The sequence below is a fragment of the Sorangium sp. So ce295 genome (genome assembly GCF_051527405.1).
Taxonomy (GTDB): Bacteria; Myxococcota_A; Polyangia; order Polyangiales; family Polyangiaceae; genus Sorangium; species Sorangium cellulosum_B.
In genome coordinates this window covers 9,963,826-9,979,910 of record NZ_CP150324.1, presented here as the reverse complement: position 1 = coordinate 9,979,910, position 16,085 = coordinate 9,963,826, and the positions used below count along the sequence as shown (strand labels likewise).

General features: G+C 70.0%; 13 protein-coding genes. 10 read left to right on the top strand and 3 right to left on the bottom strand.

Annotation, left to right across the window (positions count from 1 at the left end; translation table 11 throughout):
• Positions 1 to 150 precede the first annotated feature (150 nt).
• From WMF11_RS37905 to WMF11_RS37875, 7 genes are all read left to right on the top strand, one after another.
• The gene (locus tag WMF11_RS37905) at positions 151 to 282 is read left to right on the top strand and encodes a hypothetical protein (protein ID WP_437974246.1); all 132 of its coding nucleotides are present in this window, start codon (positions 151 to 153) and stop codon (positions 280 to 282) included.
• Between the two features lie 285 nt (positions 283 to 567).
• Complete coding sequence (locus WMF11_RS37900) at positions 568 to 2,046, top strand: ATPase domain-containing protein (protein ID WP_437974245.1); 1,479 nt, start codon at positions 568 to 570, stop codon at positions 2,044 to 2,046.
• The gene (locus WMF11_RS37895) at positions 2,046 to 2,492 is read left to right on the top strand and encodes a hypothetical protein (protein ID WP_437974244.1); all 447 of its coding nucleotides are present in this window, start codon (positions 2,046 to 2,048) and stop codon (positions 2,490 to 2,492) included. Before WMF11_RS37900 ends, WMF11_RS37895 begins: the two co-directional genes overlap by 1 nt.
• Positions 2,493 to 4,187, top strand: coding sequence for an RAD55 family ATPase (locus WMF11_RS37890; protein ID WP_437974243.1), 1,695 nt, complete (start codon positions 2,493 to 2,495; stop codon positions 4,185 to 4,187).
• Positions 4,188 to 4,211: 24 nt separating this feature from the next.
• Positions 4,212 to 5,456, top strand: a complete 1,245-nt coding sequence (locus WMF11_RS37885) for an ATP-binding protein (protein WP_437974242.1) — start codon at positions 4,212 to 4,214, stop codon at positions 5,454 to 5,456.
• 363 nt (positions 5,457 to 5,819) lie between these two features.
• Positions 5,820 to 8,048: an NADP-dependent isocitrate dehydrogenase gene (locus tag WMF11_RS37880; RefSeq protein ID WP_437974241.1), complete on the top strand. Its 2,229-nt coding sequence runs from the start codon at positions 5,820 to 5,822 to the stop codon at positions 8,046 to 8,048.
• Between the two features lie 165 nt (positions 8,049 to 8,213).
• Positions 8,214 to 8,351 carry a hypothetical protein gene (locus WMF11_RS37875; protein ID WP_437974240.1) on the top strand — a complete coding sequence of 46 codons (138 nt, stop codon included), beginning with the start codon at positions 8,214 to 8,216 and terminating at the stop codon, positions 8,349 to 8,351.
• 208 nt (positions 8,352 to 8,559) lie between these two features.
• Here WMF11_RS37875 and WMF11_RS37870 read toward each other — a convergent pair whose 3' ends face one another.
• Positions 8,560 to 10,104, bottom strand: a complete 1,545-nt coding sequence (locus WMF11_RS37870; RefSeq protein WP_437974239.1) for a hypothetical protein — start codon at positions 10,102 to 10,104, stop codon at positions 8,560 to 8,562.
• Positions 10,105 to 10,328: 224 nt separating this feature from the next.
• Here WMF11_RS37870 and WMF11_RS37865 point away from each other — a divergent pair, with 224 nt between their 5' ends.
• Positions 10,329 to 10,748 (top strand): GFA family protein, encoded by a 420-nt coding sequence (locus tag WMF11_RS37865; protein ID WP_437904022.1) that lies wholly within the window; start codon positions 10,329 to 10,331, stop codon positions 10,746 to 10,748.
• A gap of 39 nt (positions 10,749 to 10,787) precedes the next feature.
• Here WMF11_RS37865 and WMF11_RS37860 read toward each other — a convergent pair whose 3' ends face one another.
• Entirely contained in the window at positions 10,788 to 12,113 is a 1,326-nt protein-coding gene (locus tag WMF11_RS37860) for a hypothetical protein (protein ID WP_437974238.1), read from the bottom strand.
• A 284-nt stretch (positions 12,114 to 12,397) separates the two neighbouring features.
• Here WMF11_RS37860 and corA point away from each other — a divergent pair, with 284 nt between their 5' ends.
• Positions 12,398 to 13,603, top strand: a complete 1,206-nt coding sequence (gene corA, locus WMF11_RS37855) for a magnesium/cobalt transporter CorA (protein ID WP_437974237.1) — start codon at positions 12,398 to 12,400, stop codon at positions 13,601 to 13,603.
• 29 nt (positions 13,604 to 13,632) lie between these two features.
• Here the strand turns inward: corA and WMF11_RS37850 are convergent, their stop codons facing one another.
• Complete coding sequence (locus WMF11_RS37850) at positions 13,633 to 14,742, bottom strand: glycosyl transferase (RefSeq protein WP_437974236.1); 1,110 nt, start codon at positions 14,740 to 14,742, stop codon at positions 13,633 to 13,635.
• Between the two features lie 192 nt (positions 14,743 to 14,934).
• Between WMF11_RS37850 and WMF11_RS37845 the strand changes: the two genes are divergently transcribed.
• A complete protein-coding gene (locus WMF11_RS37845; RefSeq protein ID WP_437974235.1) occupies positions 14,935 to 16,011 on the top strand; it encodes a PHP domain-containing protein in 1,077 nt (358 codons plus the stop codon).
• Positions 16,012 to 16,085: the final 74 nt, after the last annotated feature.

Here is a 16,085-nt window from a genome sequence, read left to right as displayed (position 1 = left end):
ACAAATCCGGCTTCCACCTCACCCTGAGTTGGTCTCCTTCCCCACCTTCCGAATAGCTTCCAGCGCATCACGTCAGAATCGTGCTCGCGGCAGCCGTCGACACCCTCGGTCCTCCGCTGCACCGTTGCCCTCAGGGAACCGGGGACGGACATGACTGAACGAGGCGCGGGCGACAGGCTGGGCGCAATCCAGTCGACGACGAGCCGCTCGCGCACGTGCGCGTACTACACGACGAATGATTCGCGGTGCGTCGCGTTCGAGCCGACGCTGTATTGCACGTAGAGCTCGCGCTGGTTCGGCGGAGGCTGCAGCCAGCACCATGCATTGCAATGGTACCGGATTCATGGCCGCTCTCGGGAATGGCTCGCCGGCTGCGTCCGCGCGCACGTGCAACTCCAGCCCTGGCAGCAGCTCGACGCGCGACCGACCGCTACCTTACCGTCGGGCTCTCCGGAGCGGTTCTCAGCGGGGGGAACCCCACACGGCGCTTGCTGGTCAGCTTGATGGCCTTACTTACGCGACGGTGAGGCACCGCAGCGAGGCACGGACGAGCGGTGGGTCGGCCAGATGCTTGAGAGCGGCGTTTCGAACCTCGATCGGCTCCTCGGCGGCGGCGTCCCCGAGGGCGACGTCGTCCTCATCATGGGGCCGCCCGGGTCGGGAAAGACGACGCTCTCGTTTCAGATCGCCTTCCGCGCCGCGTCCTGGAACAAGAACGTCGCGTACGTCTCCACGCTCTCGGAGCCTCCCGCCCGGCTCGTCCGGCACCTCCGGTCCTTCTCGTTCTTCGACGAGAGCAGGATCGGAAAGCAACTCTTCCTCTTGCACGTTTATCCGATCATCAAGGAAGGGCTCGACAGGACGCTCGACGCGCTCATCGCGGCGGTGAAGGACCATCGGACGAGCCTCCTCGTCATCGACGGCCTCGACACGATCCGCGACCTCCATGCCGGGACCGCGCAGATCCGGACGTTCATCTACGAGCTCGCCGTGGCGCTCGCGGGGCTCGAATGCACCACGATCATCACCAGCACCGGCAGCGGCCGGCTCGAGCCAGGCGCGGGGATGTCGCCCGAGCTCACGATGAGCGACTGCATCCTCCTCCTGGGCCAGATCAACGTCGGCACCCAGGCCGTGCGCACCGTCCAGGTCCAGAAGGCGCGAGGGCGCTCTCCCATGCTCGGCATCCACACGATGCGGCTCGGTCCCGACGGCGTGAGCATCTTTCCACGTATCGAGGCCCTCACGGCGCCTTCCGACAGCGGCCTCGACCAGGAGCGGCTGCCGCTCGGGCACGTCGAGCTCGACAGGATGCTGGCGGGAGGGCTGCCCCGCGGCAGCGTGACGCTCCTCGCGGGCGCCCCCGGGACGGGCAAGACGCTCGTGGGGTTGCAGTACATCCTCGCGGGGGCCCAGCGAGGTGAAAAGGGCCTCATCGTCGGCTATCGAGAGTCGCCGAGCCTCCTCATCGACAAGGTGCGCGCCTTCGGTATGGATCTGGCGACGCCCATCGAGCAGGGCCTCGTCCGCGTCCTCCATCGCGTCCCGATCGACACCGGCGCGGACGAGCTGCTCTGCGAGATGCTGCGGGAAGTCGATGACTTCGGCCCGAAGCGGCTCGCGCTGGACAGCATCGCCGAGATCGAGCACGCCGTGCCCGACGAGCGGCGCCGGCGCAGCGTCCTCGTCTGCTTCGCGGAGGTGATTCGAGCCCGTGACGTGACGGCGCTCGTCACGCGGGAGATCAGCCAGGTCACCGGCCCGGAGCTCGACTTCTCCGACTCTCCGCTGGCGAGCCTGGGCGAGAACTTGATCCTCCTCCGGTACGTGGAGTTCCGCAGTGAGCTCTACCGCATCCTCTCCATCCTCAAGATGCGCGACACCGCGCACGACCGCACGATCCGGCAGTACGAGATCTCGAACGACGGCCTCCGCGTGCTCGCCGCCATGGAGAGCGGCGAAGGGGTCCTCTCGGGGATCGCCCGCATGCCCTCGGAGCTCCGGGTGAAGCGCTCGGCGCCCTCTTCCATGGGAGGGCCCCTGTGATGAGCCCGAGCTCCGATGCGCTCGAGGTGGCGCGCAGGATCATGCAGCATGAGATCGGGGAGCGCGAGGCTCCCGAGGAGATCGCGCGGGGCGTCGAGGGCTGCTTTCAGCGCCTCCACGAAGCGCTGCGGAACCTCGTCGGCGTGGCGGGGGTCGAGGCGCTCGTCGGGCGCGCGATCCACCTGGCGCGGCCGGAGCACGGCTGGCTCGAGACCGCCGTCGTTCCGGGGAGGTCGAACGTGGTCTTCGAGGGTCTGGCCGGGCGCGTCGAGCGCGAGGGCGCGCCGGCCCTGATCGAGGGCATGACAGCCTTGCTGGCGCACCTCATCGGGCTGCTCTTCACGTTCATCGGCGAGGAGCTCACGCTGCGGATCGTCCAGCGGATCTGGACGGAGGTGCCGCGACTTGGAGAGAGCCGTGGATCCTCCACCACGGGGGGCAAGTAGATGAGCACGACCGGAGATACGCCGTTCACGCGTCTGTTGACCGGGGTCCCGGGCCTCGACGACGTGCTCGGCGGGGGGTTGCCCGAGTACTCGTTCAACCTGATCGCGGGCGAGCCGGGGTCGGGGAAGACGACGCTGGCACATCAGATCATGTTCAGCAGCGCGACGGCCGAGAGAAGAGCCCTCTACTTCACCGTCCTCGGCGAGCCGGCCCTCAAAATGCTGCGCTACCTGCGGCAGATGTCGTTCTTCGACGCCAACAAGGTGGGAGATCCCATTCGCTTCGTGGATCTGAGCCAGGAGGTGCTCCAGCAGGACCTCGGCAAGGTGATCGACAGGATCGTGCAGATCGTGAAGGAGACGGAGCCCGCCATCGTGGTGGTGGACTCCTTCCGCACCGTCGTTCGCGCGCGGGTGCTGCGCGAGGCGGGCGAGATGGAGCTGCAATCGTTCCTGCAGCGCCTCGCGCTTCATCTCACGAGCTGGCAGGCGACGACCTTCCTCGTCGGCGAGTACCTCGAGTCAGAGATGCAGGACAACCCGATCTTCACCGTCGCGGACAGCATCTTCTGGCTCAGCCAGAGCAGGGAGCGGAACTCCATCGTCCGCAAGCTCCAGGTCATGAAGCTCCGCGGCCAGGCGTCCATGCCTGGGCTCCACACCTTCCGGATCGACCGAGATGGCCTCCACGTCTTCCCGCGCGTCCTGAAGAGGATGGCGGAGGTCGAGAGGGTCGACCCGAGCCGCCGCGTCTCGAGCGGCGTCCCCGGGCTGGACGGGCCGATGGGCGGCGGGATCCCCCTCGGGGACACCGTGCTCGTCGCGGGGCCCTCGGGCAGCGGCAAGACGTGCTTCAGCACCCACTTCATCTCGGGCGCGACCCCGGAGGAGCCCGGTGTCCTCGTGGTCTTCGAGGAGCACCCCAAGGACTACCTCGCCCGCGCGGGGGCGATGGGCTTCGACCTCGACGGCCTGGTGAAGGGCGGCGCGCTCAGGATCATCTCGCTCCGGCCCCTCGACCTCTCGGTCGACGAGACGCTCCAGGAGGTGCAGCAGACGGTCATCGAGATGCACGCCAAGCGGCTCGTGATCGACTCGCTCACGGGGTTCGAGGTGGCCCTGGCGCCGGCCTTCCGCGAGGACTTCCGGGAGTCGCTCTATCGCATGATGGGGGCCTTGACGGGCGCGGGCGTGACCATCCTCATGACCGTCGAGGTGACCGAGTCGTTCCACGAGCTGCGCTTCAGCCCCCACGCCGTCTCGTTCTTGACCGAGAACATCTGCATCCTGCGCTACGCCGAGATCAACGGCGCGCTCAAGAAGGTGTTCTCGATCGTCAAGATGCGGAGGAGCTATCACTCGTCCGAGCTGTACGAGTTCGCGATCACGTCGAAGGGGATGGTGATCAAGGAGCCGCTCACGCAGTACCAAGGCATCTTGACCGGGGAGCCGAAGCTGCGCGCGCCGCGCGAGCGCGCGGCGTATCCCGGGCTCACCGAGGAGGAGGACACGCTGCTGAAGCTCCTCCTGGAGGCGAAGGAGGCCACGCAGGGGGAGATCGCCGCCGCGCTCGGCTGGAAGGGCGCGAAGCTCGGCAGTGCGCTCGATCGGCTGGTCAAGCTGAGCTACGCCATCACGGTCGTCGAGGAGGGCAAGACGATCTACCGGCCGCTGGCGCGCGCGCTCGGCCGATAGTAGAGGAGGGGCGAGGCTGGGGAGATGAATCCGCTGCGGAAGGCGAAGAGACCGTCCGAGCGGAGGGCCGTGCTGCCGGGCACCGAGGCCCTCCTGCGCCGCGCCGCGGAATCCTCGCCCCTGCCGACCGCGTTCACGGGGGGGCCGAAGCACGTCGTGCGCTACGCGAACCAGGCGCTCTGCCAGCTCATGCAGAGATCGCCTGAAGAGATGGAGGGCGAGCCGCTCGTCACGCTCCTCCAGGACGCCGGCGCGCTTGCCGAGATCGAGGACCGCGTCCATCGAAGCGGGATCACCGATCTCGCGAGCGATCTCGTCTATGCCGACGCGGGCGGGCGGACGGGCCATTGCCTCGCCGTCGTGTCCCCCGTCCTCGACGGGCGGGCGCGCTCACGGGGCCTCTGCGTGCGCCTCATCGACACGACGGCGCAGGTGACGGCGCGCATCGAGCTGGCCCAGCTGGCCGCCGAGGTGCGACAGGCCAACGAGGCGCTCGTCCTCGCCGGGCTCCGCGAGCAGCAGCTCGCCGAGCGCGCGACGCAGCTCTACCAGGAGGCTCAGACCGCCACGCGCGCCCGAGAGGACCTCCTCGCCACCGTCTCTCACGACCTCAAGGCCCCTCTGAGCGCGATGATCATGAGCATCGAGCTTCTGAGGAGCGCGCCGGAGCCGGACTCCAGTGGAAGGGCGCGCGAGCGACTCGACGTCATCCAGCGATCCGCCGAGGGGATGAGTTGTCTCATCCGGGACCTGCTCGATGCCGCGGCCATCGAGGCCGGACGTCTCTCGGTCGAGCGGCGCCCGGTTCCGCTCGCGCCGCTCGTGGGCGACGCGGTCGACGCCATCCGGCCGCTCGCGGCGGCCAAGCCCCTGCGCCTCACGAGCGAGCTCGCGGCCGACCTCCCCGCCGTCTCCGCCGATCCGGTGCGGCTCCAGCAAGTCCTCTCGAACCTCCTGGGGAACGCCGTCAAGTTCACGCCGGCGCACGGGGAGATCACCGTCCGGGCACGATCCCTCCGCGACGAGGTGATGCTCTCCGTGACGGACACCGGGCTCGGGATCGCACAAGAGGACATCCCGCGGATCTTCGATCGTTTCTGGCAGGCCCGCCCCACCGCCCGCGCGGGCACCGGGCTCGGGCTCTCCATTGCGAAGGAGATCGTCGAGGCTCACGACGGCCGGATCTGGGTCGAGTCCAGCGTCGGGCGGGGCAGCGCGTTCTTCGTCACGCTGCCGGTCGCGGAGATCCCCGCCAGCGGCGGCGGCTGATCCGCGCCCAGGTCCTCCTACGGCATGTGCTCCGCTTATGGCGCGCTGCGTCGCACCCGAATGCGCGCCAGAGCCCCCACGACCTCGCCATCTGACGCTCACGATGGCGCCCGCTCCGCTCGCCGCGCACACCGCATCGCGCAGCGAGCCGGCTTCTTTTACTTACGCGCTGCGCCGCGCTTCGGCGGCGGCTCTGCCACGGCCCGCCGCTCGTGCATCCGGCGGGCCAGGTCGGGGGCGCCTCGGCCCGGAGCCAGGGGCTTGCGCAAATTTCGGTGCCAGGCATTGTGCCGGTGCGACGGGCCCTTGGCACCGGGCGAAACCTTTCCAACAATCCCGACCCGTTCAACCCTCGAGAAAACAGTGGAAACGCAAAATTCTACCATCATCTACACGAAGACGGACGAGGCGCCGGCCTTGGCCACCTATTCGCTCCTCCCGATCGTCGAGGCGTTCACGAAGGCCGCCGGGGTCCGGGTCGAGACGCGTGACATCTCCCTGGCGGGCCGCATCCTCGCCAACTTCCCCGAGCGCCTGACGGACAGCCAGAAGCTAGGCGACCACCTGGCGGAGCTCGGCGAGCTGGCCAAGACGCCGAGCGCCAACATCATCAAGCTACCCAACATCAGCGCCTCCATTCCGCAGCTCGTGGCCGCCATCAAGGAGCTGCAGCAGCAGGGCTATGCCGTGCCGGACTATCCCTCCGATCCGAAGACGGAGGAGGAGAAGGCGGTCAAGGCGCGTTACGCCAAGGTGCTCGGCAGCGCCGTGAACCCCGTCCTGCGCGAGGGCAACAGCGATCGTCGCGCCTCGCCCGCCGTCAAGGACTACGCCAAGAAGCACCCGCACTCGATGGGCGCGTGGAGCCGCGACTCGAAGAGCCACGTCGCTCATATGTCGGGCGGTGACTTCTACGGCAGCGAGAAGTCCGTCGTCGTCGACAAGGCGCAGGAGCTGAAGATCGAGCTCGTGGCCGGCGGCAAGACGACCGTGCTCAAGGCGAGCGTCAAGGTGCAGGCGGGCGAGGTCGTGGACGCCAGCGTGATGAGCGCCAAGGCCCTGCGCGCGTTCTACGCCGAGCAGGTGGCGGACGCGAAGAAGCAGGGAGTGCTGTTCTCCCTGCACCTCAAGGCCACGATGATGAAGGTCAGCGACCCGATCCTCTTCGGGCACGCCGTCAGCGTGTTTTATGCCGAGGCGCTCGAGAAGCACGCGGCCACGCTGGCCAAGGTCGGCTTCGACCCGAACAACGGCATCGGCGACCTGTACACGAAGATCCAGGGCCTGCCGGCCGACGAGAAGGCGGCGATCGAGGCGGACATCAAGGCCGTCTACGAGCAACGCCCGACGCTGGCCATGGTCGACTCCGACCGCGGCGTCACCAACCTGCACGTGCCCTCCGACGTGATCATCGACGCCTCGATGCCGGCGGCCATCCGCTCCAGCGGCAAGATGTACGGCACGGATGGCAAGCTCTACGACGCCAAGTTCACGATCCCCGATCGCTCCTATGCCGGCATCTACCAGGCCACGATCGAGTTCCACAAGCAGCACGGGGCGTTCGACCCGCGCACGATGGGCACCTCGCCGAACGTGGGGCTCATGGCGCAGGCCGCGGAGGAGTACGGCTCACACGACAAGACCTTCAAGATCGCCGAGAGCGGCACGGTGCGCGTCGTCGACGCCTCCGGCAACGCCCTGCTGGAGCAGGAGGTCGAGGCCGGCGACGTCTTCCGCGCTTGCCAGACGAAGGACATCGCGATCAAGGATTGGGTCAAGCTGGCCGTCTCCCGCGCGCGCGCCACGGGCGCCCCGGCGGTGTTCTGGCTCGACGAGAACCGCGCCCACGACAAGAACCTGATCGCCAAGGTCAAGGCAACCCTGTCCGAGCACGACACCAAGGGCCTGGAGCTCCCGATCAAGAGCCCTGTGGAGGCGATCAAGTTCACGCTCGGCCGCATGAAGGAGGGCAAGGACACCATCAGCGTCACCGGCAACGTGCTGCGCGACTACCTGACGGACCTGTTCCCGATCCTGGAGCTGGGCACCAGCGCCAAGATGCTCTCCATCGTGCCGCTGCTGGCCGGCGGCGGCCTGTACGAGACCGGCGCCGGCGGCTCGGCGCCGAAGCACGTCCAGCAGCTGCAGAAAGAGAACTACCTGCGCTGGGACTCGCTCGGTGAGTTCCTGGCGCTGCAGGTCTCGATCGAGGACCTCGCCAACAAGACCAACAACGCCAAGGCCAAGGTGCTCGCCAAGGCGCTGGACACGGCGGTCGGCCTGTTCCTCGAGAACAACAAGAGCCCCGCGCGCAAGGTCGGCGAGATCGACAACCGCGGCAGCCACTTCTACCTCGCGCTCTACTGGGCGCAGTCCCTCGCCAGGCAGACCGAGGACAAGGAGCTGGCGGCCAAGTTCGGCAAGCTCGCCCAGACCCTGACGGACAACGAGTCCAAGATCGACGGCGAGCTGATCGGCGCGCAGGGCAAGCCCGTCGACCTCGGCGGGTACTACCATTTCGACGACAAGAAGACGTTCGCCGCGATGCGGCCGAGCGCCACGCTGAACGCGGCCATCGACGGCTTCTCCTGAGCCGCGCGGGGTCCCCGCCGAGCGCGCGTGTCCACAGGCGACGCGCTCGGCGGTCGCGGCCGTTCAACCACCGTACGACCGAGTCACGCTCCGGGTGAGCGCCTTGACGCCCACCACCCGACGATGACACCCTGTCTGAAATCGTTGGGTGGACTGGAGCAGGGAATGGCCGGACGGGGACGATCGAGCAGCGGAGACAAGCCCAGCGTGAAGGGCGCCCGCATCCCGCTCGAGGCGGCGATCCTCCTCGCGGCCTCGTTCGGTATGCACGTGCTCGGATTCACGGAGAAGGACGGCGGATGACGGCCCGAGTCTCGGTGCGCTGAGGCCTCGAAATACCTCTAGAGCGACAAACGGGTTGAAACCACGATAAAAAGCAAGAATTCACAGGGAGACGGGGAGGCGGGGAGCGAGAGACGGCAAGAGAAAGAACTTCATTCTTTCTTCCTCCCCGCCTCCCCGCCTCCCTGTGAAAATTCTCCGGGTTGCCTCATCGTCGGTGTTCTAGCCTTTATAGCTTCGCGGCGCTCCCCAGCTCAGCCGGCAGCGCCGCGTCGAGCCAGGCCTCGAAGGTGCTCGACAGCGCGCAGGTCGCCGCGCCGCCGCAGAGGTCCGCGCGCTTGGCCGTGAGCTCGCCCTCGAGCGCCTCCCGCGTGGCGCCCAGCGCGCGCGCGCAGACGAGGTTCTTGGCCGTCTGAGCGACGTTCACGCCGCTGCCGGCCGTCACGACGATCGCCGCGGGCTTCTTGCCGCACGCGCGGCCGAGCGCCCCGGTCGCGCTGGCGTCGGTCGCTGAAAACGAGCCGTCCTGCACCGAGTGAAAGTAGAACTTCGGCCCGGTCACCCGCGGCGGGCAGCTCTTCACGCCGCAGTCCGCGCCGAGCCACGCGACGAAGGGACCGTAGCTCCCGATGTCCGGCCGCATGTCGTGATCGAGGTGCTCGATGCCGAGGCCGCCGGAGACGCTCGGGGCCTTCGCATAGGCGGACACCGCTCCGTTCGAGAACGTCCAGATCGGGCTCGGCGCCGCCGGCTTCGCGCCCGCGACAACCGCGTTGAGCTCGTAGGGGACGATGAGCTCGTCGTTGCCGTCGTCGTCGAAGTCATAGACGTTCAACGCGGAGATCGCGAGTCCGCCGGGCGCGACCTCGATCGTTCCGAGCGGCGCCGCGAAGCGCTTGCCTTCGAGGTCGATCCGCACGACCTCGATGTCGAAGGCGAGCGCCCGCGAAGCGCCCTCGCCGGCGCCCGCGAAGCGCGTCAGCGACAGCGCCCAGGAGCCGAGCCCCGCCGGCTGGCAGGCCCCGAACTTCGGCAGGCGCGTCGCCTCGGCCGCCGAGACCTTCTCGGGCCCTTCGAGCTTCTGCGCGCCGGAGATGCGCGCCCGGTTCTGATCGAGGAGCTCCTGGCAGGCGCGCCGGTGCGACACCACGGAGCCGGCCCAGTCGAGCTTCGCGCTCGTCCCGTCGATCTGGAGCTCGTAGCGCGTGTCGGTCCACTCCAGCGTGACGGTCTGCTTGGCCTCGGCCCGGAACGGCGCGACGAGCCGGAGCTCGCCGCGCTCGTCGGCGAGGACCTCGTTCGACGGGCCCGCGTCGGGCGCCTCGCCGGCGTCGTCGGCCGCCACGGGCTCGCTCGGCTTCTCGGCCGCGGCCTCCGCGCCCGGATCGTGGATCACCGCGCGAACAGGGTGCCCGCCGGTCCCGTTCTTCTTCCGGCAAAGCAGCTCGAGCCAGCCGTCGAGGCTCTTCGCCTCGCAACCGAGGCCGACGGCCGCCGCGATCGACTCGCTCCGGCCGTCCTTGAAGGACGCCGGCGCACCAGGAGACGCCGGCGCGGTCGGCGACGGAGCCGGCTCGGCGGGCGCCGCGGTCGCGGCCGCGGGGGCCGACGAGGCCGCCTCCGCGGCGGCCGGCGACGCTGTCTCCGCGGCGGCCGCCGCGGGAGCGCTCGAGCCGGCGCTCGGCCCCGAGCTCGCCGCCGGCAGGCCGGCCTCCTCGGATTTCTGACAGCCAACGAGAATCCCCAGCAGAAAGCAAGCGCTCAAGGTCTTCATGGTCCGGTCCCCTGGATCTAAGCAGCCTGCGTACCAGGTCGGGGGCACGGGCGAAATGCCGCTGCCCGTCGCTGCCGGTCCAAGGAGCGGCCGCGGCGCGTGTCGGGGCCGCCACGGCGTCGTGTTCCGGGCGCGTCGGGCGGACCGAGCTCGATCCTCGCCGGTCAGATCGGATAGGCTGAACGTCCCATTCCATCGCGGCGTCAGGCGCCTGGAGAGAGCAGATGAGCGAGTCCAGCATTCACGGAAGTTGCCTTTGCGGGGCGGTGACATTCGAGGTCGATCCGCCGTTCAAGTTGATGGTCCATTGCCATTGCTCGCGGTGTCGCAAAGGCACGGGCACGGGCCACGCCACGAATCTGGCCGTCGATCCAAGCCAGCTCCGATGGCTGTCAGGGGAAGAGGCCATCACGCGTTATGAGCTGCCCACGGCGAAGCGCTTCGGGAAGTGGTTTTGCAGTCAATGCGGGTGTCCCGTCCCGCGCCTGAGGCGCGACGGCAACATCGTGGTCGTCCCGGCCGGTTCGCTGGATACAGCGCCGCCCATCTCTCCGACGGATCACATCTTCTGGGGATCGAGAGCGCCGTGGGGGTGCGCCAGCGGAGGGCTTCCCACCCACGACGAGCTTCCAGCGTCCTGGTAGGACGACCGGGCATGTCGTCCCCTTGAGCGTCGTGCAGGGTCAGCGGGTCACGCTGCTGTCCGGCCCGGCGCCCTTGGGGGGCTCGTAAGGCTCGGGGCTCTTGCCGACGGTCCTGAGGTTCACGAGCTTGTTGAGCAGGTCGAACCAGAACGGCGCGCCGAGGGAGGCGGCGGCCGCGGTGATGAGGATGCCGGGGGTCAGGAGCCTGTCGAGCACCCCGCGGATCCAGCCGACGATGCCCTGGCCGAGGACCGCAGCGATCGCGCTCCAGAGCTTCGGGACGCTCGTGTGCTCGGGGGCCTTCACGCCCCAGGTGATCTCGATGTCGAGCCCGGCGAGCCGGGAGCGAGCGCCGCTTCCCTCGGCGATCGCGGCCATGATGTCCTCGTTCTGGTTGGTGCCGCCGGCCTGGGGCGCGGCGCGGGGCGGCGACTTCGCGATCTCCTGCGCCGCCGCGATCAGCCGGGCGCGCACCACCGCGTCGCGCGAGAGGGCGCCCGCGAGGCGGATGCTGTCGGCGTTGAACCCGACGCAGAGGACGAGCGCCGTCGCGCTGATGATCAGCTGCGCGCGGCGCTTGTACCGGCCGGCGGCCCGGTCCATGGCGTCATTGAACCAGCGCTCCAGCCGGATGTTGGCCTCGCGCATGTCCTTGACCGTGGAGTCGACGATCGTGGCGAGCGCGCGCCGGAGATCGCTCTTCGGCGGCATGCTCCGGATGATCTGCTTGAGCTCGTCGAGCGGGTCCTCGTCGCGGCTCGGCGCCGCCGCGATCTCGCCCTGCGCCGGCGCGGCGGCGCTCGCCTGCGGCGGAGGGACGCCGTCGCTCGCCTGCTGCAGGGGCGCGGAAGCGGCGTCGCCCGCCAGCACCGGCGCGGCGCCGGTCTGCGAAGGCGTGGCGCCGGCCTGCGGGGGCGGCGCCGCGGCGCGGTCGGGCCAGGGGACGTGCCGCAGGGTGTCGATGAGCGCGGCCACGAACGCGTGCGACGGGATGTAGGACGGCCCTACCCAGCCGTACTTGAGATCCTTGATCAGCGGGTGCTCGCGGAGCTTCGCCGCGAGCGGGCTCGGGAGCGGCCCTGGCATCACCCGGGTGCGCACGAGCTCGACAGCGCGCCGCGCCGCGCGCTTCACGGCCTGCTCCAGCGGGGAGCTCTTGGGGGCGGCTGAGTCGGCGGCGCCGGGCGATTGCTTCACGTGCGCGTCGAGCTCGCTGTCGGCCAGCATGATCTCGATGCTCTGCGCCAGGTTGATCGCGCGCAGCCGGAGCACGCCGGCGAGCGCCTCGTGGATGGCCGAGCAGAGGACGCTGAGCAGGAAGAAGACGCTGACGAGGCCGATCGCGATGTCGAGGGTCGTTCCCATGGGCATCCGGAAGGGCAGGGCGCGCGGCGGCGCGAGGCGCAGGCCGGCGCGCGTCGCGCGCTCCCCCGGCCAGCAGGGACAGGGAGGAAGAGGCGGCCCTGCGAGCGCCCGTTCCCCGCCGCGGCCCGACCAGCAACTCCCCTCCGCGGCCCGATCAGCATACGCCACCCGGCGGCGCGGAGCGAGCGGGAGAGCGCGCTCGCTCCCGCGCGTCATCCCACGCGTCATCCAACGCGTCATCCCACGCTCGATGCCACGGGATCTTGGTCTACCATCACGCCCCCGTGACGAGCTCCACGCTACCCCCCGAGTCGCGGCGCAGCAGCGCGCCGCAGCCGCGCGCCTCCTGGGTCCAGGAGAAGGCCGACCCCGACCGGACGACGCTGCGGCCCAGGCGCGACCGGCTCGTGCACGAGCCGCCGCCGGCGTCGCCGCCCGGGACGCTCGTCATCGAGGAGACGCAGCGGCCGAAGATCTTCGTCATCGACTACGACGCCGAGGTCGTGTCCGAGAAGGAGATCCAGAGCGTCGACGGGTGCATCCCCTACCTCACGGACGACCGGCCCTCCATCACGTGGGTCGATGTCCGGGGGCTCGGGCACAAGGGGACCTTCGAGCGGCTGGGCGAGATCTTCCGTGTCCACCCGCTCGCGCTGGAGGACATGGTCAACGTGCCCCAGCGGCCGAAGGCGGACGTCTACGGCGGCGAGCACGTCCTCATCATCGCGCGGATGGCGCAGGTCAACGAGCGCTGCGTGCTGCGCACCGAGCAGCTGGCCATCCTGGTCGGCAAGAGCTTCGTCCTGACGGTGCAGGAAGAGGCCGACTGGGACGTCATGGAGGCCGTGCGGGAGCGAATCCGCACCGGCCGGGGCTCGATCCGGGAGCGGGGCGCCGATTACCTGGCGTACGCGCTGCTCGACGCGGTGGTCGACGGCTTCTTCCCGGTGCTCGAGCGGCTCGGCGAGCACATCGAGGACCTGGAGGTCGAGGTGATCGACGCGAAGCGCCGGATGTCGAAGCCGATCCACGATCTGAAGCGGGATCTGCTCACGCTGCGTCGCGCCATCTGGCCGCAGCGCGATCTCGTCAACGCGCTGCTCCGCGAGGACAACCCGCTCATCGCAAAGGACACGCGGCTCTACCTGCGCGACACGTACGATCACGCGGTGCAGCTGATGGACATGGTCGAGACCTACCGCGAGCTCAGCTCGGGCCTCATGGATCTCCACCTCTCCGGGATGTCGAACCGGATGAACGAGATCATGAAGGTGCTCACGATCATCTCGACGATCTTCCTCCCGGTCACCGCCATTGCGGGCATCTACGGGATGAACTTCCACCACGAGAGCTCGCCGTACAACATGCCGGAGCTCGACTGGTATTACGGCTATCCGTTCGTATGGTGCCTGATGCTGGCGAGCGTCGTCGGGCTGCTCATGTACTATCGCCGCAAGGGCTGGATCAGGAAGGACCACGACGGCGCCTGAGCGTCAACAAGCGGCGCGAGCGCGGCGCGTCAGCGCTCCTTCGCGGGCGCGTAGAACGCGAGGTTCCCGAGCAGGCGCGGATCGCCGGGGCGGCGCGCGAGGGCCTTGCGCAGCGCCGCCTCGCCGGCGGCGAGCTCCCCGACGTGGAACGCGCTGGTGGCGACGAGGTCGAGCAGCTTGTGCTCGTAGACCTCGGCGTCCACGAAGAGGGTGGCCTGGGCGGGGAAGGGGAGGGCGGCGCCGCGGGAGGCGAAGAGGTAGGTGAGCGGCCAGCACCGCTGTCCGTACCAGTGCCAGGCGACGGCGAAGAGCGGCTCGGCGCGGTGCGGGCTGTGGGCGTGGGCGTCGAGGTAGCGCTGCTGCACCTCGGGCCAGGGGCGCCCGAGCGCGGCGGCGGTGCGCGCCATGCGGAACAGCGATTCGTAGACCTCCTCCTGCCAGCCCCCGCGCGCGGCGCGCCGCCCGTAGGCCTCGAACGCCTCCGCGTGCCGGCCGAGGCACTCCAGCGTCTGCGCGAGGTAGAAGGCGGCGCGGCCGTCGCCGGGGGATCGGGCCAGCGCGGCGGAGAGCAGCTCCAGGTCGCGCTGCCACCTCCGGGTCTGGGCGGCGGCGTCGCGGCGAGAGAGGTCGTGGACGATGTGGGCGTCGGGGACGCGGATCGAGGGGGGCGGCTCGCCTTCCCTGGAGAGCACCTCGTGGGTGGCGCCGACGTAGCGCCACCCGGCCGAGGCGCGGGCGAGCCGGGCGGAGTCGTAGACGGAATCGCCGTAGCGCACGCGGACGTGGTAGGCGCCGTGCCCCGGGCCCGACGCGTCGCGGCGCTCCTCGCAGAAGCGACGGAGCGCGCCGCCGGCGACGAGGCGCTCGTCGCCGCTCAGCATGAGGGTGAACACGGCCGCGTCGCCCGCGAGGTCGAGGGCGCGGCTGCGGGTCGCGCCGAAGTCGACGAAGGGCTCCTCGACGAGATCGCCGGGGACGCCCGCCATGGCGGCGCGCGCGAGGGCCTGTGTGCCGTCGGTGGAGCCGGTGTCGAGGAGGGTGAACCGGTCGACGTGGGGCCTGGCCGAGGCGAGGGTCTCGCGGATGGAGGGGGCCTCGTCCTTGACGATCATGACGAGCGCGAGGAGGGGGAGCGTCACGGGAGCAGTATGCCGCCGGACGCCGGTGGACCGGGGTCATTAAAAATTGAAGAGGAGGCGGCGCGCGCATGCGTGCGCCACCTCGCGCGCGCCGGAGAGCGCGAGAGGTAACGCGCGGCGGCGGAGGCGCGGGCGCGCTCTCTGCGAATTGGCCGCGGCCCTGGCGTTCTGTATACTCTCCTTGTCATCTCAATGAGCATGCGCGGACGCTGGAGTGCTCTCCTGTTCATCGGCGCAGCGGCGCTCCTCGCGCTCGCCGGCAGGGCGGAGCGCGCCTCGCCCGATTCGGGCTCTGCTCCCGGAGGGCATGGACCGCCGGGCCGCCCGCGCTTCGAGAAGGCGCTCGACGTGGAGGTGTTCCAGCGCGGGAACATCCACACGCACACCTCCCTGAGCGATGGGGACAGCGAGCCGCGCGACGTCGTCCGCTGGTACCGCGAGAACGGGTATTCCTTCGTGGCGCTGACAGACCACAACCAGCGCGTCGATCCCGCGATGTTCCAGGACCCCTCATCGACGTCGAATTTCGCCGTGATCCCCGGCGAGGAGGTCACGATGTGGGCCGAGGGGAAGCCCGTGCACGTGAACGCGCTCTGCACGCGGGCGACGATCGGCGGGGGCGCCTTCCTGACCAAGGGGGAGGCGCTGAAGTGGGCGATCGGGCGTGTGCGGGCCGAGGGGGGCGTGGCGCTCATCAACCATCCGAATTTCGACTGGTCGTTGTCCGCCGGCGACCTCCTGGCGGCGCCTGCGGCGGAGCTCCTCGAGATCCACAGCGGGCACCCGTACGTGTACACGGACGGCGACGCCACGCGCCCGTCGCACGAGGCGCTATGGGATGCGGTGCTGACCATGCGCGGCGCCGCGGGAGGGGGGATCGTCGGCGTCGCGGTGGACGATCTGCACCAGCTCACGGCCGGCTCGGGCGCGCCCCCCGCGGGGCCCGGCCGCGGGTTCATCGAGGTGTTCTCGCGGGAGGCGTCGCGCGCCGCGATCTGCAGCGCGCTCGCCCGGGGACGGCTCTACGCGTCGTCCGGGGCGAGGCTGCGGAGGATCGCGCTCGCCGGGGACGCGTTCTCGGTCTGGCCGGTGGCGGCGGGCGCGGTCGTCGAGTTCGTCGGGCGGGGCGGGCGCGTGCTGGAGCGGCAGCAGCCCGCGGAGGGGCGGGCGACGTACCGGCTCCGCGGCGGGGAGCGGTACGTGCGGGCGCGGGTCACGCGGCCGGACGGCAAGCGGGCGTGGACGCCGGCGTACGCGACCGTGGAGTAGGAGTAGGGGCGGCGAGGGCGGGAGCGCGCAGGGCGGAGCCGACGGACGGCCCGGTGAGGCGAGGTGCACCCGCG